This window comes from Leptospira jelokensis, assembly GCF_004769635.1.
In the GTDB taxonomy this organism is placed as follows: domain Bacteria; phylum Spirochaetota; class Leptospiria; order Leptospirales; family Leptospiraceae; genus Leptospira_A; species Leptospira_A jelokensis.
Map to the genome: position 1 here is coordinate 253,137 of NZ_RQGH01000011.1, position 22,317 is coordinate 275,453.

At 41.7% G+C, this 22,317-nt stretch carries 22 protein-coding genes and 1 tRNA gene; 13 read left to right on the forward strand and 10 right to left on the reverse strand.

Going from position 1 to position 22,317, the window contains the following annotated elements; genetic code table 11:
• Nucleotide 1: 1 nt before the first annotated feature.
• Entirely contained in the window at nucleotides 2-1,498 is a 1,497-nt protein-coding gene (glpK, locus tag EHQ62_RS05615; protein WP_135641223.1) for a glycerol kinase GlpK, read from the forward strand.
• On the opposite strand, the gene EHQ62_RS05620 is transcribed toward glpK, so the two are convergent.
• The 6 genes from EHQ62_RS05620 to EHQ62_RS05645 form a co-directional block, all read right to left on the reverse strand.
• A complete protein-coding gene (locus tag EHQ62_RS05620) occupies nucleotides 1,499-2,677 on the reverse strand; it encodes a flagellar motor switch protein FliG (protein WP_135641224.1) in 1,179 nt (392 codons plus the stop codon). It lies immediately after the preceding gene.
• Entirely contained in the window at nucleotides 2,674-2,919 is a 246-nt protein-coding gene (locus EHQ62_RS05625) for a hypothetical protein (RefSeq protein ID WP_135641225.1), read from the reverse strand. Before EHQ62_RS05625 ends, EHQ62_RS05620 begins: the two co-directional genes overlap by 4 nt.
• Nucleotides 2,920-2,926: 7 nt before the next feature.
• The gene (locus EHQ62_RS05630; protein ID WP_135641226.1) at nucleotides 2,927-4,093 is read right to left on the reverse strand and encodes an iron-containing alcohol dehydrogenase; all 1,167 of its coding nucleotides are present in this window, start codon (nucleotides 4,091-4,093) and stop codon (nucleotides 2,927-2,929) included.
• A gap of 83 nt (nucleotides 4,094-4,176) precedes the next feature.
• Nucleotides 4,177-4,503, reverse strand: a complete 327-nt coding sequence (locus tag EHQ62_RS05635) for a flagellar biosynthesis anti-sigma factor FlgM (protein WP_015678753.1) — start codon at nucleotides 4,501-4,503, stop codon at nucleotides 4,177-4,179.
• A 20-nt stretch (nucleotides 4,504-4,523) separates the two neighbouring features.
• Entirely contained in the window at nucleotides 4,524-5,246 is a 723-nt protein-coding gene (gene rsmI, locus EHQ62_RS05640; RefSeq protein WP_135641227.1) for a 16S rRNA (cytidine(1402)-2'-O)-methyltransferase, read from the reverse strand.
• A complete protein-coding gene (locus tag EHQ62_RS05645) occupies nucleotides 5,236-5,976 on the reverse strand; it encodes an LIC11073 family putative lipoprotein (protein WP_135641228.1) in 741 nt (246 codons plus the stop codon). Before EHQ62_RS05645 ends, rsmI begins: the two co-directional genes overlap by 11 nt.
• A gap of 42 nt (nucleotides 5,977-6,018) precedes the next feature.
• Here EHQ62_RS05645 and EHQ62_RS05650 point away from each other — a divergent pair, with 42 nt between their 5' ends.
• Nucleotides 6,019-6,714: an LIC_20245 family lipoprotein gene (locus EHQ62_RS05650; protein WP_135641229.1), complete on the forward strand. Its 696-nt coding sequence runs from the start codon at nucleotides 6,019-6,021 to the stop codon at nucleotides 6,712-6,714.
• Here EHQ62_RS05650 and nadE read toward each other — a convergent pair.
• The 3 genes from nadE to EHQ62_RS05665 are packed head-to-tail and all read right to left on the reverse strand — an operon-like array spanning nucleotide 6,711 to nucleotide 10,665.
• Nucleotides 6,711-8,651, reverse strand: a complete 1,941-nt coding sequence (nadE, locus tag EHQ62_RS05655; protein ID WP_135641230.1) for an NAD(+) synthase — start codon at nucleotides 8,649-8,651, stop codon at nucleotides 6,711-6,713. The two genes, EHQ62_RS05650 and nadE, sit on opposite strands and share 4 nt — an antisense overlap.
• Nucleotides 8,638-9,915, reverse strand: a complete 1,278-nt coding sequence (locus EHQ62_RS05660) for a 3-deoxy-D-manno-octulosonic acid transferase (protein ID WP_135641231.1) — start codon at nucleotides 9,913-9,915, stop codon at nucleotides 8,638-8,640. The genes nadE and EHQ62_RS05660 overlap by 14 nt, the downstream gene beginning before the upstream one ends.
• Entirely contained in the window at nucleotides 9,916-10,665 is a 750-nt protein-coding gene (locus tag EHQ62_RS05665) for a flagellar filament outer layer protein FlaA (RefSeq protein ID WP_135641232.1), read from the reverse strand.
• A 69-nt stretch (nucleotides 10,666-10,734) separates the two neighbouring features.
• Between EHQ62_RS05665 and EHQ62_RS05670 the strand changes: the two genes are divergently transcribed.
• The 3 genes from EHQ62_RS05670 to proC are packed head-to-tail and all read left to right on the forward strand — an operon-like array spanning nucleotide 10,735 to nucleotide 13,017.
• Nucleotides 10,735-11,544 (forward strand): hypothetical protein, encoded by an 810-nt coding sequence (locus EHQ62_RS05670; RefSeq protein ID WP_135641233.1) that lies wholly within the window; start codon nucleotides 10,735-10,737, stop codon nucleotides 11,542-11,544.
• Between the two features lie 2 nt (nucleotides 11,545-11,546).
• Nucleotides 11,547-12,245, forward strand: a complete 699-nt coding sequence (locus tag EHQ62_RS05675; protein ID WP_135641234.1) for a YggS family pyridoxal phosphate-dependent enzyme — start codon at nucleotides 11,547-11,549, stop codon at nucleotides 12,243-12,245.
• Complete coding sequence (proC, locus tag EHQ62_RS05680; protein ID WP_135641235.1) at nucleotides 12,226-13,017, forward strand: pyrroline-5-carboxylate reductase; 792 nt, start codon at nucleotides 12,226-12,228, stop codon at nucleotides 13,015-13,017. The genes EHQ62_RS05675 and proC overlap by 20 nt, the downstream gene beginning before the upstream one ends.
• Nucleotides 13,018-13,023: 6 nt before the next feature.
• Here proC and EHQ62_RS05685 read toward each other — a convergent pair.
• Nucleotides 13,024-13,096: transfer RNA gene (locus tag EHQ62_RS05685), tRNA-Met, on the reverse strand.
• A gap of 167 nt (nucleotides 13,097-13,263) precedes the next feature.
• Between EHQ62_RS05685 and EHQ62_RS05690 the strand changes: the two genes are divergently transcribed.
• The 8 genes from EHQ62_RS05690 (at nucleotide 13,264) to EHQ62_RS05725 (ending at nucleotide 22,311) form a co-directional block, all read left to right on the forward strand.
• Nucleotides 13,264-14,325, forward strand: coding sequence for a sensor domain-containing diguanylate cyclase (locus EHQ62_RS05690; RefSeq protein WP_135641236.1), 1,062 nt, complete (start codon nucleotides 13,264-13,266; stop codon nucleotides 14,323-14,325).
• Between the two features lie 22 nt (nucleotides 14,326-14,347).
• Nucleotides 14,348-14,575, forward strand: a complete 228-nt coding sequence (locus EHQ62_RS05695) for a hypothetical protein (RefSeq protein ID WP_015678884.1) — start codon at nucleotides 14,348-14,350, stop codon at nucleotides 14,573-14,575.
• Nucleotides 14,539-15,471 carry a hypothetical protein gene (locus EHQ62_RS05700; RefSeq protein ID WP_135641237.1) on the forward strand — a complete coding sequence of 311 codons (933 nt, stop codon included), beginning with the start codon at nucleotides 14,539-14,541 and terminating at the stop codon, nucleotides 15,469-15,471. The genes EHQ62_RS05695 and EHQ62_RS05700 overlap by 37 nt, the downstream gene beginning before the upstream one ends.
• 1 nt (nucleotide 15,472) lies before the next feature.
• Entirely contained in the window at nucleotides 15,473-16,615 is a 1,143-nt protein-coding gene (gene mnmA, locus EHQ62_RS05705) for a tRNA 2-thiouridine(34) synthase MnmA (RefSeq protein ID WP_135641238.1), read from the forward strand.
• Nucleotides 16,612-18,864, forward strand: coding sequence for an alpha-hydroxy-acid oxidizing protein (locus tag EHQ62_RS05710; RefSeq protein WP_135641239.1), 2,253 nt, complete (start codon nucleotides 16,612-16,614; stop codon nucleotides 18,862-18,864). Before mnmA ends, EHQ62_RS05710 begins: the two co-directional genes overlap by 4 nt.
• Before the next feature lie 2 nt (nucleotides 18,865-18,866).
• Entirely contained in the window at nucleotides 18,867-20,120 is a 1,254-nt protein-coding gene (locus EHQ62_RS05715) for a PilZ domain-containing protein (protein WP_135641240.1), read from the forward strand.
• A complete protein-coding gene (locus tag EHQ62_RS05720) occupies nucleotides 20,121-21,077 on the forward strand; it encodes an RluA family pseudouridine synthase (RefSeq protein ID WP_135641241.1) in 957 nt (318 codons plus the stop codon). It begins immediately after the preceding gene.
• A gap of 76 nt (nucleotides 21,078-21,153) precedes the next feature.
• Entirely contained in the window at nucleotides 21,154-22,311 is a 1,158-nt protein-coding gene (locus EHQ62_RS05725; RefSeq protein WP_135641445.1) for a DNA methyltransferase, read from the forward strand.
• Nucleotides 22,312-22,317 lie beyond the last annotated feature (6 nt).

The window sequence follows — 22,317 nt, forward strand, 5'->3', positions numbered from 1 at the left end:
AATGGCAAAAAAAAATTACATCATTGGAATTGATGCAGGTACTACGGGAATTCGTACATTTTGTTTTAATGACAAAGGAAAAGTCATTTCATCTGCATACCAAGAATTCAAACAATATTATCCGAAACCTGGTTGGGTGGAACATGACCCAGAAGAGATCTGGTTAAAAACACAAAAACTCATAGCCCTTGCGATCAAAAATGGAAAACTCAATCCAAAAGATGCCATTGCCATTGGGATCACAAACCAAAGGGAAACATCGGTTGTTTGGGATAAAAAAACGGGAAAACCAGTTTACAATGCCATCGTTTGGCAATGCAGAAGGACTTCTGATATCTGTAAGGATTTAAAAAAACAAAGTTTAGATTCCAACTTTCGGAACAAAACAGGCCTTGTTTTGGATGCTTATTTTTCAGGAACCAAAATCCAATGGATTTTGGACAATGTAAAAGGGGCAAGGGAACGTGCGGAACGTGGTGACCTTTTTTTTGGTACGATTGATACTTGGCTTTTATACAAACTCACAGGCCATAAAGAACATAAAACCGATCATACCAATGCATCTCGGACCTTACTTTTTAATATCCAAACCAAAGAGTGGGACGAAGAACTTTGTAAGATTTTAAAAGTGCCCATGTCAATGTTGCCAAAGGCATATAACTCAAAAAATCTTTTTGGATTTACCTCAAATGTAAAATCCATCCCAGATGGGATCCCCATCTCTTCGTTAGTTGGTGACCAACAAGGGGCCCTTTTTGGTCAATTGTGTACCGAACCAGGTGAGGCAAAAAACACTTATGGAACTGGTTGTTTTTTACTGTTTAATGTGGGAGATGAATTTAGAATTTCAAACCAAGGGCTCATCACCACACTCGCACTTGGACCTGAAGGGAAAACCGTGTATTGTTTAGAAGGATCAGTGTTTATCGGTGGGGCAGTGGTTCAGTTCCTCCGTGACAATTTAGAATTTTTTAAATACTCCAAAGACTCTGAGAAACTAGTGAAGTCGATTAAAACCAAAGATGATGTCGTCTTTGTTCCTGCTTTTGCAGGCCTTGGTGCCCCTCATTGGGACCAAGAAGCACGTGGTGCCATCTTTGGACTCTCACGAGACACAACTCCTGCCCAAATCACAAGAGCGGCCTTAAAAGCGATTGCGTTACAATCCTATGAGCTTGCCAATGCAATGGAAAAGGAAACGGGAAAACCATTAAAGTTTTTACGAGTGGATGGAGGGGCCACCTCAAATGCTTGGCTTATGCAATTCCAAGCGGACATTTTAGGAACCAAGGTGATTCGACCACAAAACGTGGACACGACAGTGCTTGGTGCGGCATACCTTGCGGGACTCGAACGAGGCTTTTACAAATCAGTTGCACACCTTCGGAAAGAAGAAACAAAAACCACTCAATTCACTCCCAAAATGAAGGAAGCGGAACGTAAGGAAGAAATTGATAAGTGGAATTTGGCAATTTCACGAGTGAAAACAGAAAATTAATCAATAATCGAACCATAACAAAGAAAATTCGAAACATTTTCTTTGTTTGGTGATGCCTGCACCCAATAAGAACAAACCTGTTTCGTAATAGGGAATTTCTAAGATTAGGTCTTTTGGCAATCGATGGAATGTTTGTGTTTCCAATTCTTTTCGTGTGATAAAAAAATCAAAACGAATGGTATCCATCCATTCGTTTGTTTTAAAGAATATTTTTGTATTGGTTTTCCCATAAAAACTTAAAAAATCTCCATTCACAGAAAAATCAAATTTTCCTGAATCTTCAAAAGGAACCAATTCTTTGAAGTTTTCTTCTCCTTCTTCTCTGTATGTAAAGATACTCCCTTCTTCATAATACAAATTTCTAGCAAATCGTTTGTAAAGTTCTGATTCGATGATCGAAACCAAATCTTCACCTTCGGGTGGTTTTGTGGCAGGTGCAGATTCAATTTGTTTCATTTTATTTTTCGATATCGATTTACGGATCACATTTAACACTGGTGGAGAAAGTTTTGGTAAAATATATCGAAAATGCCTTTCATCATGGTTGCGAAGTATTTCTTGTAAAAATAATCCATGGATGAGGGGAATGAGTTCCACCGTGAACATTTGTTTGCTAAGGAAAAAAGCAAATTCCGTTTCATACCGAAATAGATTGGTGATGATTTTCATCTCTTCTTCTTTTGTGCCGCCGTAAAGGATTGCAACCAGACGATTGAGATAAAGTTTACTTTTTTTATCCATGTAAAGGGAATCAATTTCCCGTAACACTGTCGATTCATCAAACTCAGGGTTTACGATGTCCCTGAGGGACAAGTATTTGGTTTGGTTGTACTGATCACGTTTGCTCCGATACAATGTAAGTTTCGATTGTTTTACTCCGCCAATGGTTCGTTTTGTGGGAGAGAATCCAGAGATTGTTTTCTGGAAAAATTCAGATTTTTGGTCTGGGCTTTTGAAGTACGGTGGGGTGGTTATGGGTTTTGATTCAAAATTTTGGCGGTTGTACTGCAGTTTGTATAAAAAACGAGGGAATAAGATCGGGTCTGTGGAAACGGAAGGAAGAGTTGGGATCCCCTTGGTGGGAATTGGGTAAAATGGATCAGGTGTGGCGACAAATCGTGCGACTGAATCCAAATCTGCTAAATAAAAATGATAATTGTAGCCTTGGTGGTAAATCACTCGGGTGGGGATTTTTTTAATTTCTTTTGGATGCGAATGCGAAAGTGTTCCCAGTTATAATCTTTTTTTAAAATCTCCAATTCCTGGTCCACACCAAACCGCATAAAATCAAAAATCTCTTCGTGGTCCATCCCAACAACAATGGATAGGTCTTGCACCACTCGTTGCAGTCGTCTTGCATCCCTGTCACTTAAGGAAAATGTTTCTAAGAGTTTTTGTTCAAATTCAGTGAGTTGGATCAAAATGTTCCTAAAACGCAGCCACTAGGATGGTTTCGATTTCATTTTTCGGAAGTTCTCTTGGAAGACAATCAAGAAATGAATACGTTGCAGCGAGGGTTGCAATTCCAGGTAAGTCGATTTTTTTCACTTCATACTCAGAGAGTCTTTGTGGGATCCTTAGTTCCAAATAAATTTTACGAATCCCTTCCACTGCTTTGATGGCCGCTTCAATCACAGAAATATTGGTAACATCTTCATCAAGGGCACGCGCAATCATCACATATTTACCAGCAGAGGAAGTGAGGTTGTATTCCATCACGTGAGGGAGAAGGATCGACATACTTTGGAAAATATCCAGGTTTGTGACAGTTGTCACCGCGAGTGAAAGCGCATAACAGAGACCAAGGCTACTTGTGGATTGGGCAATTCCTGAAAGTAAACTTGCCGCATAAATGGAGTTCTTCGGTCCTAGGTTACGTGGTTCACGAATGGCCGGAACAATATTTTTTGAAATAAGTTCAATGGAACGTAAAGCAGTGGATGAAGTAATTTCATTCGCATATTTTGAAAGAATGCTATCGACTGCTGCAGATAAAATTGAAATCCCTGTTTTGGCAGTTTCAGAGCTCGACATACCGGCTCCAATTTTTGGATCTGATACAATTAGTTCGGGGAAAGCCCATTCATGAGCGAAATACTTTCTATTTTTATCTTTGTCATCTACGATAGAAAAAAATGGAGAACATTCGTTTCCGAGTAGGGGTTTTGTAGGAACCACTACAAGTGGTAATCCTTTTTTTTTCGGTTGTTTTCTTCCGATGAGGAGCTCTTCTGCAAACAAATCATTGGTTGCAAGTAGAGAGGCCGCCTTACCAGCATTCATCGATTCAAACGAACCATATGCAACCACACAATCCGCATTGGAGATTCTTAAAAAATGGGCACAGGTATCTAAGTCTTTGAAATGCACTCTGTCGACGATGTCATCATAGATGATCACACCCTCAGCGTGTTTTTCTAAACTGGTTTTGATGATAGAAAGTTCTTCGGAGTTTTCTAATTCTTTTTGAGTGGTGATGAGTACAACTCTTGATCCAATGTTTTTAACAAAGGATCCAAGTTTGTAACCACAATCAATTTCGAAATGTATTTTTGGGGGAAATTGGAAGTTGATCCATTCGGGGAGAACTGGCATATGATCCCCTAACTATGAATAAGCGAAGTGTGAGTAATCCTCGGAGAGGACAATAAAAAAGGATCCCTCACCACCTGTCCTTTTTACTGTTGTCCGAGGAAAGACGTTGCAATTTGGTCGGAAATTTTATCCAACATCTCTGGTGAAAGAGTGTCGTAGTCTCCGTTTTTCAATCGTTCTTTGATCGCTTTGATTTTTTCCGTACGATCTTCTTCTGGTGGAGCTTGCACAATTTGTTTTGCAATTTGTTTTACTTCCGCCTGAAGTTTTGCTTCTGAAGCAATTTTTTTGGCAGCATCCGAAATGGAAATCGTATCCACTGGTGCTTGTGATTCTGTTTCCTTTGGTCCTTGTGGTTTTTTTGGTTCGTAACCGTAACCACCAACTCGACCTACTTTATCGATATTCATATTCTAGTCCTCTTCCTACATCACATATCGGTGGATTCTGAATTTCCCTTAAGTGATTTTTTTCGATGGTTTAAGAGAAAAACGAATTCGCCCTTCGCATTAGGTGGTTTTTCCGCCAATTCCCTAGGATTTGCGTAGTAAAGTACCTCTTCAAAGGCCTTTGTCAACTCCCTTCCCACAAGCACTTCTGTTTCTGGGAACAATTCCAAAAGGATGGGATACAACCGAGGGAGTTTATGGACAGATTCATAAAAAACAATGAGTCCGTCGATTTCCCTTGCTTTCTCTAATTCTCGGCGTTTTTTACTCGGTTTTTCAGAGAGAAATCCTAAAAAATACGTGGGATTCACTTGGAATCCAGAAACAGAAAGGATGCCTGTGAGCGCTGAAGCACCTGGGACGGGCACGATGGGGATTCGGTGTTCCCTTGCAATCCGCACCATTTGGCTTCCAGGATCCGAAACCCCTGGAGTTCCTGCGTCGGAAACGAGGGCCATGGACTTTCCTTGTTTCAATTGTTCGATCACGTTGGCATAAGGGGATTCGGAATGGTCCTTGTAAAGGGCAAGGACGGAAGTTGAGATTCCAAGTTTGTGGAATAGGGATTTGGTTTCCTTCGTGGATTCACATAAAACAAGTTCTACGTCTTTTAAGACTTCTAAGGCGCGAATGGTAATGTCTCCCAAATTGCCAATGGGAGTGGCCACTACATACAAAGTGCCTGGTTCTCGTTTATGGGCCAATGGATTGGCACCCAGGAGGTGTTTGTCCTTGGGGACAGGTACAGGCTAGGTCATTATTCCCTTTGGTGCAGGGGTTACAAGCTGTCCCAAGGGCACAGGAAGAAGGTGTCCCGCAGGCTGGGTTTGAACAAAACGCGGTATTGCAACCAGCTCCTACAGCACAATCGGTTTGGATGTCATTCACCTTGCCAGGAATGGCACAGGTGCTGACTGCTGTAGAAGGGTTTGAGATAAGGCCCCCTGTCAGCATGGAACGCAAAGTGAAGTTATAAATTTGGCATTTTTGGAAGAACTCCGTCCCTGGTGGTGGGACTGCAAATCGGATCCTTTTTGTGATGATCCTTGCCGAAGAGGTTGAGGCTTCGTAAGGGAGGTGAGGGAAACTAGGTTGTACCCCATCTTCCAGCCATTCTCCTTGGATGGTTTGGATGATCCCCGGGAATGCGGTTGTGACATAGAGATTGTAACCGACAAATTGAGGTTCACGGTTTGTCACAAAGTAACGGAGGACATATTCGGGTCTTGGTGTCAAATATTGGTTCAATGGATCGAGTTGGAAATCATTCGTTATGTTGCTATTCACTGCCACAACGGAGAGGATTTGTGGGACACTAGGTGGCACCAAAAACACGAATGGCGCTACAGGTGTGTCAGTGTTCACTCCACAATGAAAAAAAGAGAGAAAAGTTATGCAGAGATAGGATATTGGATGGAATGAAGGAAAACGCATTCAGTTTCTCGTTTGCCTTCCAAGTTTTCAGGAATTCAATCTATGGGAATCCAAAAAAAATTACTCTTTGTCTCCATTTCGCTAATTGGTCTATTTTTTCTCATCCTGCTTTTGCTTGGAGGGGATGACGAAGACGAAACCCGTCGTAAAAAAGAAAAAGGTGCCCAGGCTCTTGCCCTTTTTGGCGGTGGAACCGCAAACCCAAAAGGCACAAACCGCTTGGGTGTCCGTGGGGAAGAGGCAGGTTCGATCTTTGATTCTGATTACTACAATGCGGGTGGGATGCGTTATGAAGACGATCCCAATATCGCCTCAGGGGAAGCGGGAGAAATTCCGATCAACCCCCAAACAGGAAAACCATACCCACCAGAAGCCATGCAGGCATTTGAAGAACTGCGGGAACAGTTTCCTGACAACGACCTCATTCCGAAACGGATGACGGCTGAAGACAAAAAGAAACAAACCGAATTCAACCAAAAACTCACAAGGGCCACAAACTCAGTGTTTGGTGGCAGCCCGAATGCCACGGATCTTTCCACCTATTATGGACATGTTCGCAAACAAGGCAAAGACAGGCTTGAGATCATCAACTACCTCATTGAATCACAAGGTGGAGATGACCCGGAAATGGATAAAAAATTCCAAGAGATCTTAAAAAGCATCCAATTCCAAAATGAACAAATTGAAAAGGAAGCCGCGAATGCGTATGCGAAGGCGGGATTACAACCCCCTCCTTAAGTTTCGTTAGAGAGAATGGGGAAACGGTAACTTGATTTTGGATCGAGACCGTAATCATCCAAATGGAAAGAGGGAGGTAACCTCTCTCGTTTCCATTGGGAGATCCCAAATAGTTTTTTAAATTTTTGAATGTAGGCGAGTAGTTGTTCTTTGGTTTCCCAAGGGAATTCAGATTTTAATCCTTCCAAAACTTCAGACTCATTGACTCCCAAATACACTAATTTCCGTTCTATGGAATTGAGAATCGGATAAGGCATTAGATCCTTTTCGTCTTCTTGGTGTTCTGCGAGTGGTTTCAGTTCGGCAGTTGGTTTGGTTTCCCTTAATAATTGGATGGAATGTTTTGGAGTGATGTAACGGTTGTTCCCTTTTTGGATGTCATCAAGTAAGTCCAATAAAAATTCCTTACTCACACCTGCGAGGGGTGCAATGGATCCCGAAGAGTCTCCATCCATCGTGGTATAACCAACGGCAGCTTCACTTCTGTTTCCAGTGGATAAGAGCAAATGGCCATTTAAATTTGCCAGTAACCAAATGAGGGGGGACCGGACCCTTGCTTGGATATTTTGTAAGGCTAAGTCATGTTCCTGCCAATTGAGTTTGGTACCCGTTACTGATTCAATGAGTGAAACAGAAGATGAAACCATTTCATCAATGGAGATCGAATGGAATTCGCAATCCAATTCTTCACTTAAGGTTTTTGCGATCTCTTCAGTGATTTGAGAATTGTTTTTTGTTTTTTGGTACAAAGTGACAAGTAGGTTTTTATCACTGATCCCTTGTTTTGTGAGGTTGTCTTTCCCATTTTCCTTCCTTGCCATTTCGGCCATACAAGAAACAAGAAGGGCACAAGTAGCACTGTCTGCTCCACCAGAAAGAGAGAGAGTGTACCCTTTGGTTTTGGACTTACGTAGATAATCATAAAGACCAAGGCAAACTGCTTTTGTGAATTCTTCAAAGGGACTGAGAGCTTCCTTGTTTTCTATAGAAGCATCGATTCCCATTTCACGTTTGTCATGGACCTTCAAACGACCATTCCCATTTGTCACTTGTTTGTTAGGATTGAACTCGAGGGTGGGAAGTTGGTTTGGGACAAAATTGGGATTTGGTTCTCTGAAGTTACGGGCTTTGGATGCACGGATTTCGTTTGGATCGAAGCTAAGGCTTGTGACTTCGAAGGGAGTGAAATGGAGGCGTGGGCCTTCTTTCACTACATTTCCACAGGAGGCAAAAAATGCACCTCCCTCAAAAATGATCCTGCCCGATTCATTCCCACAGAGATTGGTAAACACTTGTAAATTGTTTTGGTTTCGACTGGTCTCTTGAAAAATTTGCCTACGAATGTTTTGTTTTCCCATCGCAAAATGAGAAGCACCCGGCGAAAGGATGACATCGGTTCCATTCACATTATAGGTTTCGGAAGGTTTCATGGAAGCCCAACTGTCTTCACAAATCTCAATGGCAAAACGAAAGTCGCGAAAGGAAAATACAAAATGTCCAAAGGGAACTACCTCCCCATCGACTCTAACCTGTTTGGTTTGGAACCCATTGGGAGCATGGAACCATCTCTTTTCATAATGGACCCCAGTATTTGCCAAATTGAGTTTGGGAACAAAAGCCTGGATCTTTCCATCATATAAAACAGCCATACAATTGTATAAAAAAGCATCTACAAAAACAGGAAGGCCCACCACAATCACTTGGTTAGGTGAATTGGTTTTCAGTTGGTGTAAAACTTGTAGGCATTTTTCCCAAAGGTTGGGTCTATAAAAGGCATCTTCACATCCATAACCTGAGATAGAAAGTTCTGGAAATAGAATTAGGTCTGCATCCTGTGAATCTTTGGAAAGGATGGCTCTTCGAATGGTTTCAAAATTGCCTAAAACGTCAAGGGGAGTGGTATTGATAGAAACAGCGGCAATTTTAGATTTTGTCATACGGAAAAACTCGGTTATAAATCTTTTCCGATGCACCTCTGTTTTCTACAACAAAGTTTCGATTGGTATTTCCCATCTTTTCTCTTTGGTCTTGGTTTTGGACAAGTTCCCCAAATCGGGTAATGAATTCAGTTTCATTTGTTGTCCTGAATAGACCACCTAATCCTTGCATAACGAGAGCTTCAGGAGCATTTTGTACTTTTGGGCCTGTGACGAGTGCAAGTCCCAAGGCAGCTGGTTCAATTGTATTGTGGATTCTGTGATGAAACGCCCCACCCACATAGGCAAAACTTCCATATTGATACGCAAAAGCAAGGATTCCCAGAAGATCAAAAAGTAAAAATTGGGGAAGGGGGGCATTTGCTTTCATTTCTGAAAAAACACCCACTGTCCCATAAGGAATCAATTTCATTTGGAATTCTGCCATCCGTTTGGGTTCCCATTTATGTGGGAAAATCCAATACTTGTTTTGGTCGTTCGCATTTGCCAAATACGATAAAAAATAAGATTCGCAGACGGGATAGGTGGAGCCTAATATGATCGGCTTTATTTTTTGAATGGTATCCGATTCTCGTTTTACAAATTCCGTAAAAAGAGGGTTTGGTGATCCTGTTTCTAACTTATTTAAAACCGACTCAAATCGAGTATCTCCCAAAACTCTAAAGTCAGTGCCTTCTGCCACAAGTCCTTCAAATTCTTTTGCCATCAATTCATGGCTTGGATAAATGCCTGAGAGGTAACGGAAAGATGATTTTGTGAGTAACTTCACAAAAGGATTTTTCCTCGAGGACTGTTGCGATAAACTTGCACAACATAGATAAGTTTTTGTTCCAAACTGGTTTGCTTTTTTTAAAAGATTGGGCCAAGTATCCCATGCCATGATGAACAAAAATTTGGGTCGGAACAAGTGAAAGATTTTGTTGTAAGAAAAAGGTAAGTCAAAGGGCAAATAAAAATACGCATCGGCTAATGGATCAAAAAAAGCAGACTCTTTGACAGAAGAAGAAAACACAGATTGGATGATGAAAACATTTTTTCTATGCCGACGAATGGTTTGTGCCAGAGCCTTTGCTTGGTCAAGTTCGCCCACACTTGCCGAATGGAACCAAATGACTGGATGCTCTTTCGGAACTTTTTTATATAAATTTTTCAGAGAGTGGTTTCGTTTGGAAATCTCCAATCGAATGGTTTTAGAAAACAGAGAACTTAATTTTAGAAGGAACCAAATTTTTAAAATGAGTACATTATAAACGAAATAAACCATTTAGCGTTTGTTACCCCAAGTATCATTCACTTCGGAACCTGGGTAACTGAAGGTACGTTTATCAATCACAAAACATAAATTATCAAAGTACAAATGGAACTCACCTTTTTTTTGAGAGGCAAGACTTTTCAAACGAAAGGAAGCAAAAGAAATGGGAAAGGACATAGATTGGATGAGACGTGTATTCTCCTTTGGTAAATTGATTTTGAATTCCAACCGGCGCCAACCAACAAAATTTAAGGTTCCTAAATCAAAATACAAGTCTTTGGATTTTTTTTGGGAGAGGCCCATACTGAGATTGATGTGATGTCCTTCGGAATACACCCAAAGGATCCCTTGGATGGGCATGCCCAGTGGGAGGAGGATGGGTTCTTTCGGTCTGATTTCCCAATGGTCAAGCCTTGGATTTTCGACAAAACTTTGTAAGAGGAAACTGGTTTGGTTTTGTAAGTTTGGAAAACCTGATTCTTTGAGTAATTTCGATTCCTCTAAAAACGCATCTGATTTGGCAATGGATGCGGCAAACTGAGTTTGGGCTAAGAAGGAATCCACACGGTAAAAATCCCATGGCCTTTCCCCTTCAAAGTCTTCTACAAGGTAGAGGAGGTAATGTGTGTCCATCGCGAGTGCTGATCGTAAAATTTGCACCCGACCCAATTCATCTGGGTCATACGGCCTCGGAAGAGACAAAAGACTGGCAAAACTCAGGAAGAAACCTAGAAAGAATGTGAATTTTTTTATGTTTAACATGATTTCTCACTTTGCGAAAGCGCAAAAACGTGTACTCTATCCGTATCAAAGGAAAGGAATCCGCACGTCATGGGCCGCCGCGACAATTTGAAAATACTGACAACTGCCATTCTAGTGGTCCTACTTCTTTCATCGTTCATTTTCGCATTTATCTATAGAAACGAAATTTACCAAAAGCTCCAAACCATCGGAAAAAACAAAGAAGTGGATGTGGTAGACCGAGAAATCGCAAAATCTCCCGATACTATCCCTCCACCAAAAGAATCTTTATCAGAAAAAGAGAATCGCGATTCCTATGAAGATCGCACAAGCCTTCCGGAATTACCAAGTTTAGATGATATGGAACCGGAAGCAGGGCGACCAAGGTCTGTATCGGTTTCGGGTGCAAAGGCCAAAGAAACGAAAGAGAGTGGATCCAGACTGAAGGAAAAGTTGGACCGTGTGGAAGAGGAGATCACTCCAAAAGAGAAAGTCAAAACAGGAACAAAAGAAAATTCCAGTGCAGGGGATGCAAAGGAGTCTCTAACAGAAAAATCAGTGGCCCCAAAACCAGTAGACGATTCGTTTACGGAACCAAAAAAATCGGTTTCCAAATCCAAAAAAACGAAAATGGAAAAAGAGTCAACAGAGACCGCCACGACAAAGTCAAAATCAAAAAAATCTTCTCTTAGTTCCAAACGTAAGACCCAAAGTCCAGAAAAACGAGTTTCATCCCTTTCGAAAAAAACAAATGTTTCCACGGCTTCTCAAAGTTCTTCTTTGGAAGTTCGAATGAGAGAAGTGGAACAAAAACTAAACTCACAATCAGAAAGAAACGAAAAACGGTTTTTGGAAATTGAACGAAGAATTGATTCTTTAGAAAAAGCTTTAGCCAAGTAATCGTGTCAGATTACATCACGACCTACCATTCCATTCAAAATGAATTCAAATCTTTAACGAATGGGCAATTGCCCATCCTCATCGCCGTATCCAAAACAAAACCTTATGAAGTGGTAAGGGATGCCTACTTGCAAGGCATTCGCGAGTTTGGTGAAAACTATCTCCCGGAAGCTATTGAAAAATTCACAAGGTTAAAGGAAGAATTCCCAGATGCCGAAACAAGTGTGAATGTACACCACATAGGTCCCGTGCAATCAGGAACCTTACGTAAGTTATTTGGTGTATTTTCATACACCCATGGCGTTGGCTCTTTTTCCAGTCTCAGTGAGTTATTAAAACGTGCTGAAAAAGAAAAAAAGAAAATTCGGTATTTTTTACAAACCAATCTCACGGGCGAAAATACAAAACATGGTTTTAGTTTGGAAACCTTACTTGAAAACAAAATCAAATTGTTAGGTTTTCAGAATGAGTATTGCATTTGGGAAGGTTTTATGGGTATGGGACCTTCTTCAGGTGATTTAAATGAAACAAAAGAAGTGTTTACGAAACTAAAAAATTTCCGAGAGGAACATTTCCCAGAACGTAAGTTGTCCATGGGGATGAGCGGTGATTATCCATTGGCAATCACACTGGGTTCAAATTTTGTAAGGATCGGATCAAAAATATTTGGAGAAAGAGAGTATGGCACACACTCCGTTTAAATCTGTAGGAATGGTGGGCCTTGGTAAGATGGGAGGGGCTATGGCAAAGGCACTCATCACCCAAGGTACAAAGGTTTTTGCCTTTGATCCCCACCTAAAAGAGTCCCCGATCGAAGGGGTACAAATGGTGACGACCCTTGACAGTTTGGAAAAGGAAGCCGGACTTTTTGTCATCGCTGTAAAACCAGGTCTTGTTGAACCCGTGTTAAAAGAATTCCAAAAACCAGCGATTTTTATCTCCATTGCCGCAGGGATTTCTCATTCACAACTTGTCAGTAGCGCTCCCAAAGGCTCTACCTGTGTGCGGGTGATGCCGAATTTACCTCTTGTCGCAAACCGAGGGGCGATGGGGTATTACTGTGAAGACCAAGCGGTCACTCATGCCGAACGGCTGTTATATGGAATGGGAGAATCGGTTCGCATCTCCAAAGAATCATTGATGGATACCGTCACTGGTTTGTCGGGTTCTGGACCTGCTTATGTTCTAACGTTTTTACAAGCGATGGCAGAAGGTGGGTTACAAGAGGGTTTGAGTTACGAAGAAGCCTTGGGACTTGCCATGGAGACCATAGAAGGAACCCTCGTTTACTTTCGGGAGTTACGTGCCAAAGACCACGCCCTTCACCCAATGGAAGTGCGAAATTGGGTCACCTCCCCTGGAGGGACTACGATCCATGGATTGGATGCTTTGGAACGAGGTGGATTTTCCACCGCAGTGCGGGATGCCATTCGACGGGCAACTGAGAGGAGTAAGGAATTGGGAAAGGGATGATAACGGTTGCGCGGACAGGATTCGAACCTGTGGCCTTTGGGTTATGAGCCCAACGAGCTACCAGCTGCTCCACCGCGCGGTATAAGACCATTGTTTTTCAGATTCGTTTATCGTCAACACAATGAAAGAAGAAACTTTCAAAAATCGACCCGTTTTGAAATTTATCGATTTCCATCAAAATCTTACTTTACAGGCGTCAAATATAGCGAATGATTCCTATCTTATATAGAATTCTGGCGGTGCGTTTTGTCTTTTAAAGAAAACACTGATATCGTTTTTGAGCATTACGAAAAAAAAATCTACGACCAAAAACAACTACTGGAAATCTCCCGTGCATTAAATTCCACGTTAGACTATAAGTATTTAATTGATGCAATTCTTAACATTTGTTTGGCGCAGTTGCAAACTCTGCATGCTGCTATGTACCTTGAGCCAGAAATTGACTTAGGACTTTTTAAATTAGAACCACAATCCATCAAAGGTTTTGAGCTAAGTTTAGAAGAACAAAACTACGAAATCAAAATTGATAGCCCCCTCATCCATTATTTTGAGGAAAAACCAAAGGCCATCACGATGGACCAAATCCTCCAGATGGAAGTATTAAACAAAATCCCTGACATTGTGTACTTACGAAAAATGGGAGCCGAAATCCTTGTCCCTCTCAATGCCAAGGGGAAGGTGAATGGGCTGCTTGTCCTTGGGGACAAGATGACTTCTGAAGAATTTTTGGAAGATGAAAAAGAATTTATGACCACTCTTGCAAACCTGGCAGGGATTGCCGTTGACAACGCAAGGTTGTACGAACTTGCCACAGTGGATATGATGACAGGATTAAAAATCCACCACTACTTCCAAACGAAACTCAAAGAAGAGATGGAACGTTGTCGTAAAAAAGGAACCAAGTTGTCTTTACTTTTCACTGACGTGGACAAATTCAAAACCTTTAATGATACCTATGGCCACCAGGCTGGGGACGTTGTCCTCATCGAGGTGGCAAAACAACTCATCCAAAAAGCACAACGCCATCATATCCCTGCACGTTATGGTGGGGAAGAGTTTTGTTTGGTGATGCCAGGGGCCACAGAAGAAGAAGCCATTGCCAAAGGGGAAGAAATCCGAAAGGCCGTGGAAGCAATGGTGGTCAAAAACCCAAATGATGATTCTGATTTAAAAGTCACACTTTCCGTTGGGGTTTCTAGTTTTCGACCCACTGACAGAAACAACAAGGATCTCATCGAACGTGCGGATAAGGCGCTTTACCAGGCCAAACATTCTGGCAGAAACCGCACAATTTGTTATAAAGATTAGGAAATTTGCCGATGGGTAGAGTATGGCAGAACCTGCATACCTACTCAAAGACCTTTCGCCTTCTGTTCCTTCAGATGTGTATGAATCAATTCGTAACCGAGCCCTTGGACTTTCTTCTTTCAATTTCCAACCTTACTCGTGCTTCATTGAATACAAATCAAAAGATGCCAATACAGGGATTGAATACAGAGATTGTACGGTAGACTATTCCAGATGCCCACACTCTCGTTGTATCAAAAAATTGGTGTAGTTGTCCTCTGTCTCGGTGTTGGGGATTGTTTTCCAAACCCAACACAAAACATTTCTCTAAACGATCCAAAGTCTCAAATCCTCAATCAATCTCCTTCCCCTACAAACAAATCTTCCAAAAACTTCTCGTTTCCACGAACCCTCCCCCCTCACACCAAAGTACAAGTGTTAGATACTGGTATGTCTTTATTATTACTTGGATTCCAATCAGAGGAAGGAGAGAAGGTTTCTTTTTTATGGGACACAGGCTCCGATATCAGTTTTTATGAAGGGTCAGATCCTTCGCAGACAAAAGAATTCCAAATAGGTGAAAAAAAACTCCGGCTCCGAAAGGGAGAAGGGATTTTACCAAAAGGAATCCAAGGCCTACTTGGACAAGATGCCTTTCAAGGCAGCTGTGTGTTTTGGGATGAGGGGCTTTTGTATTGGTTTTCCAGTGATTCTCCGTTTTGTGATCACCCCGATGCCTACGTTGGCACCCAATTGAAATACCTTTCTACAAAACAAAAGGGAGAACATTTCTTTGTCCAGTTTGAATACCCAAAATCCTTTGTCTCATTTGCCCATTTGGATACAGGGGCTACTTTATCGATTTTACCAAAAGCGGGTGGTGAGGATTCCCTGGGCGAAAAAAGGGTGTTCCGTCCCGGTGGCACCATCCTCACACTGGAGCACTGGAAGGCAAAGGAAACCCTTACCTTACGATGCAAATCTGGATTTCGAGAAGAATACCAGAACGTAGAGTTTCTCACTGGAATTTCACTTGAGAATTTCCATTTATCGGGGGACAAGGATAAGGAAGAGGTTTGGGTGATCGGACTTGGTGTTTTACGGACTCGTCCCTTGTTTTGGGATTTTTCCAGGAAACGGATCGGCATCATCCACCAAGAGAACTAAGGTGAAAGAAAAAGAAAAAATCATAGTGGCGATGAGTGGTGGAGTGGACAGTGCTGTTGCGGCAGGCCTCCTCATGGAAGCAGGTTACGATGTCATAGGTGTGAACCTTAGAACTTGGGAATACGAAGCTCCCGCCTGTGATACCACTAAAAAATCCTGTTGTTCCCCGGAAGACATCCGAGACGCCCGTGATGTTGGACTCTCTCTCAACATTCCGTTTTACGTAATCAAAATGGAAAAGGTATTTGGGGAGCGTGTGATCGATCGTTTTATCAGTGATTATAAAGATGGTAGGACCCCAAACCCTTGTGTGGAATGTAACACCTTTGTGAAGTTTGGTGCTCTCTTTGAGCAGGCAAAAAAATTAGGCATTCAAAAAATTGCAACTGGTCATTATGCACGAGTCATCGAAGTGGATGGTCGTTATGCCATTCGTAATGCTGTCGACATGAAAAAAAACCAAGCGTACTATTTGTACGGTTTGTCCCAAGATAATATCAAAAATACAGTTTTCCCTTTGGGTGAGATGGACAAATCCCAAGTGAGAGAGATTGCCAAACGAATGGGTTTACCCGTTGCTGAAAAACCAGAATCACAAGAAATCTGTTTTATCCCAGAAAATGATTATAGGTCTTTTCTGAAAAAGAAAGGTATGGAGTTCACACCTGGTTTTTTTAAGTTAGCCTCTGGACAAATCATTGGCAAACACCAAGGAAAAGAAGGATTTACCATTGGCCAAAGGAAGGGACTCGGCATTGCTTGGAAAAATCCATTGTATGTCCTCTCCATTGAAGATGATGGAACAGTTTTTCTGGGAGAAGAAGAAGAAACTGTATCCGAGTCCTTTGTATTAGAAGAAATCACCTACCAAGGATTGGCACCTCTTGGTCTTGGTCAGTCCATGGAGATGAAAGTCCAAATCCGTTACCGAAGTGCACCTGTTCTTTGTCAGGTGACTTCACTTGGAGACACTTGGAAGGTTACATTTTTAGAAGATGTAAAAAGTGTAACACCAGGCCAGTCGGCTACCTTTTACCGGGCAAATGCAGATTATTTGTTAGCAGGTGGGTTCATCCAAAAAGGATCCATCACTCGAAAAATCAAACCAAAACTGGAAGTTTCTAGGGAGAGTGTTCCCATTTGAAATCAGTTGAAGGAAAAACAATCCTCATCATCGGTGGAGGGTTGTTACAAGTTCCCATCATCCAAACAGCCAAAACAATGCGACTGCATACCGTTGTGGCTGATATGAATCCCACTTCCATTGGTTTCCAAATTGCCGATGAAACCATCCTCATGTCCACAAAGGATGTGGAAGGAATGGTTCGGGAAGCCAAAAAGTTTTCACAAAAAACAACCATCCATGGCGTGATCACCGCAGGGACCGATGCCAGTATGACTGTGGCCGCCGTTGCCTCCGCCTTACAACTGCCAGGAATCCGTTTTGTGGATGCGGAAGCTGCTTCCAATAAGGTAAAGATGCGGAAACGCCTCAAAGAATTTGGACTTCCCATCCCGCGTTTTGCACCGGTTTGGTCCATGCAAGATGCAAAGGACGCCTTGGATGAACTCAAGTTCCCTCTCGTAATGAAGCCTGCTGACAATATGGGGGCTCGGGGTGTGATCAAAGTCACAAACCGTGACGATTTACAAGTTGCCTTTCGCCATGCCAAACGATTCTGCCCGACGGGAGAATTGATTTTGGAAGAGTACATGGAGGGACCAGAGCTGTCAGTGGATGCACTTGCCTTCCAAGGCCAAATCCGAATGACGGGGATTGCAGACCGGATCATCGAACGAGAACCTTACTTCATTGAGGTGGGTCATAATATGCCTTCCGCATTGCCAAAAGATGTTTTGGATGAAGTGGAACGAGTGATGGCAGGTGGGATGAGAGCCCTTGGCATCCATCTAGGTGCGGGCAAAGGGGATATCAAAGTCACAAAAGATGGAGTGAAGATTGGTGAAATTGCGGCCAGGTTGTCCGGTGGTTTTATGTCAGCCTTCACCTATCCCTTGTCAACCGGTGTGAATCTCAACCGTGCTGCACTTCTTATCTCTCTGGGAGAAACACCAGACAATTTAGAACCAGTTTTTAATCGTGTTTCCATTGAACGGTCGTTACTGTCAAAGCCTGGGAAACTCATTTCGATTAGTGGTGTGGAGGAAATCAAAAAAATTGAAGGTGTATCTGAAGTTTTTTTGCAGTCCAAACCTGGTGATATCATCAAGGAGCCAACCAATAACATCGATAAGTCGGGTCATGTTATCATTGTATCCGATTCATTAAAAGAAGCAGAACTTGTATTTGAAAAAGTCAAACAAACCATCCAATTTGAAGTGGATGAACAATTTTCCATCACAGAAAAAGAAATTGCAGACCAAGCTCGGATCCGATTTGGAAAAGACATCTGTTGGGTTTGTAAGGTATGTGATGGAAAAAATTGTGCCTCTGGGATTCCTGGGATGGGTGGTGTGGGCCTTATGGAAAGTTTCCAAGACAACCACGAAGCCCTTGCTGAATATAAAATCCTGCCGGGTTATATCAGAGAACATGTATCTCCCAGTATCCAAACCAAGTTTTTAGGGTATGATTTAAAAACTCCGATCATGGCTGCTCCCATGACTGGTGTCGGCACCAATATGAATTTTGTGATGACCGACTCGGATTATGCGCAAACGGTGGTTCGTTCCTTTGCACAAAATGGAAGCCTTGCCTGGCTTGGTGACGGAGCCTCGCCTGAAAAATACAAAATCATGTTGGAAGCCCTAAAAAAAGTTTCAGGAAAAGGGATTCTCATTTGCAAACCAAGGGAAGATGAATCCTTACTCCTGGAAAGGTTCAACCAAGCGGAAGCGGACGGAGTGTTCGCCATCGGGATGGACATTGACGCGGTTAATTTTAAAACGATGGTGCAAAAGAATTTAGCAAGTGTGACAAGACCACTCGATAAACTCATGAAACTCCGTGAAAAAACAAAACTCCCGTTTATTTTAAAAGGCATTATGAATCCAATGGATGCCAAATTAGCAGTGGAAGGTGGTTTTTCTGCCATTGTTGTCTCCAATCATGGGGGCCGGGTGCTTGATGGAATGCCTGGCACAGCAAGGGTATTACCAAAAATTGCAGAAGAAGTGAAAGGGAAAATCCCTCTCCTTGTTGATGGTGGTGTACGTTCCGGAATGGATGTGTTTAAGATGATGGCTCTCGGAGCTGATGCGGTTCTTGTCGGAAGACCTGTGGCCATTTCCCTTGTGGGTGGTGAAGATGCAGGGATTCGATTTCTTTTACAAAAATATTCGGAAGAACTAAAACAGTCTATGAGTGTGACTGGGGCCAAAACTTTAGTAGACATCAAGCGTTCGATGTTGCTTCATAAACAACACGGTTGAGTATGGATAAAGAAATCAAAGACCCTGAAGGTATTTTGAAGGTAATTACCGCATTGTTCGGAAAGTTACCAGCTTATATCATAAACTCAGACAAAGAATTTCCTGTCAAAATCATTGCCCTAAAAAACAAAGCCCTCATCATAAATACGAGTCTTAAGTTTCCGAATCGTGACCGTGTCTTAACGGTAGTTCATAATGGTAGCAAATTCCTTGCCCATTTCAATTTAGCTGGTGGTGATGGGAACGGAATTGAAATCCTAACTCCTGTTAAAATTCAAATCACGGCAGCTTCAAGACAAGGAACAAGGGTGGATGTAAACCAAATCCAAACCGGTATGGTGGTGAATAACATCATCAACGTGAATGATGTCTCAAAGGCAATTGGATTTGATGATAAAAAAGTGGATGCGATTCTACTTGCGTATCGAACAAAACTTGCAAAGGCATTTCCTTTGTCTTCTATCTTCTTTGCAGGTAGGATGGACAATCGACTGCGACTCATGCACCATTATGACAAAGATATCTTTATCGTTGATCGTAAGGAAAAAGCAACAGCCTCACCCGCATTTTTCCCATTTGATGAATACCTTCGTATCTTTGAAAATTCCAAGATCCCTGACAATTTTATCTCAGAAATTTGTGTTCCAATCAAATACAAGGGGTATGTACATTTAGGTTACGTTCAGGTGTTATCTGAAAAACCACTTGATTTTGAAGTGTACAAACAAATCCAAACATTCGCAAGTGCTGTAAGCCGTGATATCATCAACACGGGAGTTTTCCAAGAATCAAGAGATGTGTGCCAAGTGATGGACTTAAGTATGGGTGGTATCAGTTTCATCCATGCACCTTCCAGGTCTTTTTCACGTTCTGTCACACTCAATGGAACCATCCTCTTTGACTTAAATTTAGATGCGGGTAAAAAAGTGACAATCCGCGGGATCATCAAAAACATTCGAAACCAAGAAACTAACTTTCGAGTGGGTTGCCAGTTCTACAACCTAACAGAAAAAGACACTGAGACCCTAGAAGAGTTCCTGAATGTGGGCAAAGAAGAGGAACCAACAAAAGAAACCACCGCTTCCGATGGACCAAACGCCGAAGAAGAAGGTCAGGTTGGTGGAGGAGAGGCACCCGATTCCTTACCAAGTGAAAACCCATCTGAAGCTGCAATGGAATCTGAAAGTCCAAACGAAGATCCTTTTGCCAACCAATTGGATGATGAGTTTACCGATGCCCCCGAAGACCCCAAGTAAATGACAAGTTACCAGTCAGTCATACGCCCTCCTTATGCGGGGAAAACGGTGATTGATTTTTTGAAGGAAAAATTTCCTTACCACTCTGCCGCCGAATGGGAGTTTTTAGTAAAGGAAGGTAGGATTCGGGTGAATGGTAATTTGGTATCTTCCGAAAAACAATTGTTTGATGGGAATGTTCTGGAATATGAACCGATCCCTGGCCGTATCAAAGAACCGGAAGTGAACGTAAGTTATTCGGTCTTAAAAGAAACAGATGAGTTTCTTTTTGTGGAAAAACCTGGTAACCTCCCAATGCACCCAGCGGGTCGGTACCGAACCCAAACCCTGCTTAGTTTTTTAGAGAAAGAATACCCGAAAATCATCCCAGTGCATAGGCTTGACCGCGAAACTTCAGGCATTGTGATTTTTGCAAAAACAGAAGAGAGTAGGAAATGGTTTCAAAAAAAATTTGAGACCAGGCAAGTGTTCAAAGAATACTTTGCTTTGGTTCATGGCAATTTTTCTAAGGAAATCCAACTGGATGGATTTATCGGAAAAGACATCCACTCTGCGATCCGTAAGAAGATGGTTTATTCACCAAACCAGTTTTCTGAAGCAAAATCTTGCCAAACACAATTTTTACCTCTTTCCTATCATGAGTTAGAAAATATCAGTTTGGTTTTAGTTCGGCCAATTACTGGTAGAATCCACCAAATACGTGCTAGTTTACTCTTTTTGGGGTTTCCGATCCTAGGCGATAAAATGTATGGGAAACGGGAAACCATCTTTTTGGATTTTGTGAACTATGGTATGACAGATTCTTTACAAAAAGAATTAGGCTTTGAGAGACAGTTATTACATGCATATAGCATCCGTTATTTGGACGAAAGGACAAATCAAACGGTTATGGTGAAAACAAAGGGATTCCCTGAAATGGAACTTTACTTCCCAAATTGGAAAAACTATGTCCCATAGATTTTAATAAAAATCCACAGTAAGAATTACCATTCCTCCGATCTTTTAAGAAAGAAAGAGGAGGCTTTTGCAAAGGATGGCAGGAGCAGGCAGATTACTAAAGGATTCCGATAAAATTATATTTGGTGAATTTTGGACGGCGAAACAAAGACAAGGCCATCCAATCCATCATACAGTAAGTTATAGAGCATCATTCAAACCAGAGCTTCCTTCTTTTTTTATGAAGGAATTTCTAAAAAAGAAAAACAGGGTCGTATATGATCCGTTTGGTGGTCGTGGTACAACAGCTATCCAGGCTAATATTGAAGGTCATGCTGCCATTCATAATGACATCCATCCACTTTCTCTATTTTTAGCAAGTGCTAGGCAATATGTTCCGAAATTTTCCGATTTAGAAAAAAAATTGGCATCACTGGATTTGGAAGGAGAAGTAGAGGATGACCCGTTTGATAAAAATTTGTTACCTTTTTTCCATCCAAGGACACTAAAAGAAATTAAAAACTTAAAAAAATATATGATGATTGATGATTCGATTGAGATGAAATTCATTTCACTCATCGCCTTGTCTCGGTTACATGGTCATAGCTCTGGATTTTTTTCGGTGTATACCTTTCCTCAGGTTTCCATCCCACCGGAAGCACAGGCAAAAAATAATGCCAAAAAAGGAATTTTGCCAGAGTACCGTCCAATTAAACCTAGAATTTTGCAAAAGATGAAACGTGATTTAGCGATGCCCATCCCTCCGTTTTACCATGAATTTTCTAAAAACAATATTTACTCTTTGAGTTCTGCGAATTCTGTACCCAATGTAGAATCAGAATCCGTGGATTTGATTGTAACTTCCCCTCCATTTTTAGATAAAGTGGATTATGAAGGAGACAATTGGTTACGCCACTGGTTTTTAGACATTCGAAAATCCAAAGACCGTAAACTCAGTATCTTTAGTAATCTCAGTGATTGGAATGAATTCATCCGTTCTACCTTAAAAGAATCAGCCCGTGTATTGAAAAAAGGATCTTACATGGTGATGGAAGTAGGGGAAGTCAAAAAAGGAAATTCAATCCTGTATTTGGATGAGGATGTGGTCCGCATGGCAGAAGGGACGGGACTTGTTTGGAGTAAAACCTATGTCCAGACCCAAAATTTTACGAAACTTTCAAATTGTTGGCAAGTTTCCAATAATGAAAAAGGCACAAATTCGAATCGATGTGTGGTCCTTCGCAAGGTAAATTAAGTCTAA

Coding starts and splice junctions, on each gene's coding strand:
- EHQ62_RS05635 (WP_015678753.1), bottom strand. CDS start 4,503: ATGAATATCGATAAAGTAGGTCGAGTTGGTGGTTACGGTTACGAACCA.
- EHQ62_RS05670 (WP_135641233.1), top strand. CDS start 10,735: ATGGGCCGCCGCGACAATTTGAAAATACTGACAACTGCCATTCTAGTG.
- proC (WP_135641235.1), top strand. CDS start 12,226: ATGGCACACACTCCGTTTAAATCTGTAGGAATGGTGGGCCTTGGTAAG.
- EHQ62_RS05665 (WP_135641232.1), bottom strand. CDS start 10,665: ATGTTAAACATAAAAAAATTCACATTCTTTCTAGGTTTCTTCCTGAGT.
- glpK (WP_135641223.1), top strand. CDS start 2: ATGGCAAAAAAAAATTACATCATTGGAATTGATGCAGGTACTACGGGA.
- EHQ62_RS05700 (WP_135641237.1), top strand. CDS start 14,539: ATGCCCACACTCTCGTTGTATCAAAAAATTGGTGTAGTTGTCCTCTGT.
- EHQ62_RS05715 (WP_135641240.1), top strand. CDS start 18,867: ATGGATAAAGAAATCAAAGACCCTGAAGGTATTTTGAAGGTAATTACC.
- EHQ62_RS05650 (WP_135641229.1), top strand. CDS start 6,019: ATGGGAATCCAAAAAAAATTACTCTTTGTCTCCATTTCGCTAATTGGT.
- EHQ62_RS05695 (WP_015678884.1), top strand. CDS start 14,348: ATGGCAGAACCTGCATACCTACTCAAAGACCTTTCGCCTTCTGTTCCT.
- EHQ62_RS05725 (WP_135641445.1), top strand. CDS start 21,154: ATGGCAGGAGCAGGCAGATTACTAAAGGATTCCGATAAAATTATATTT.
- EHQ62_RS05645 (WP_135641228.1), bottom strand. CDS start 5,976: ATGCGTTTTCCTTCATTCCATCCAATATCCTATCTCTGCATAACTTTT.
- EHQ62_RS05660 (WP_135641231.1), bottom strand. CDS start 9,915: ATGGTTTATTTCGTTTATAATGTACTCATTTTAAAAATTTGGTTCCTT.
- EHQ62_RS05630 (WP_135641226.1), bottom strand. CDS start 4,093: ATGCCAGTTCTCCCCGAATGGATCAACTTCCAATTTCCCCCAAAAATA.
- EHQ62_RS05720 (WP_135641241.1), top strand. CDS start 20,121: ATGACAAGTTACCAGTCAGTCATACGCCCTCCTTATGCGGGGAAAACG.
- nadE (WP_135641230.1), bottom strand. CDS start 8,651: ATGACAAAATCTAAAATTGCCGCTGTTTCTATCAATACCACTCCCCTT.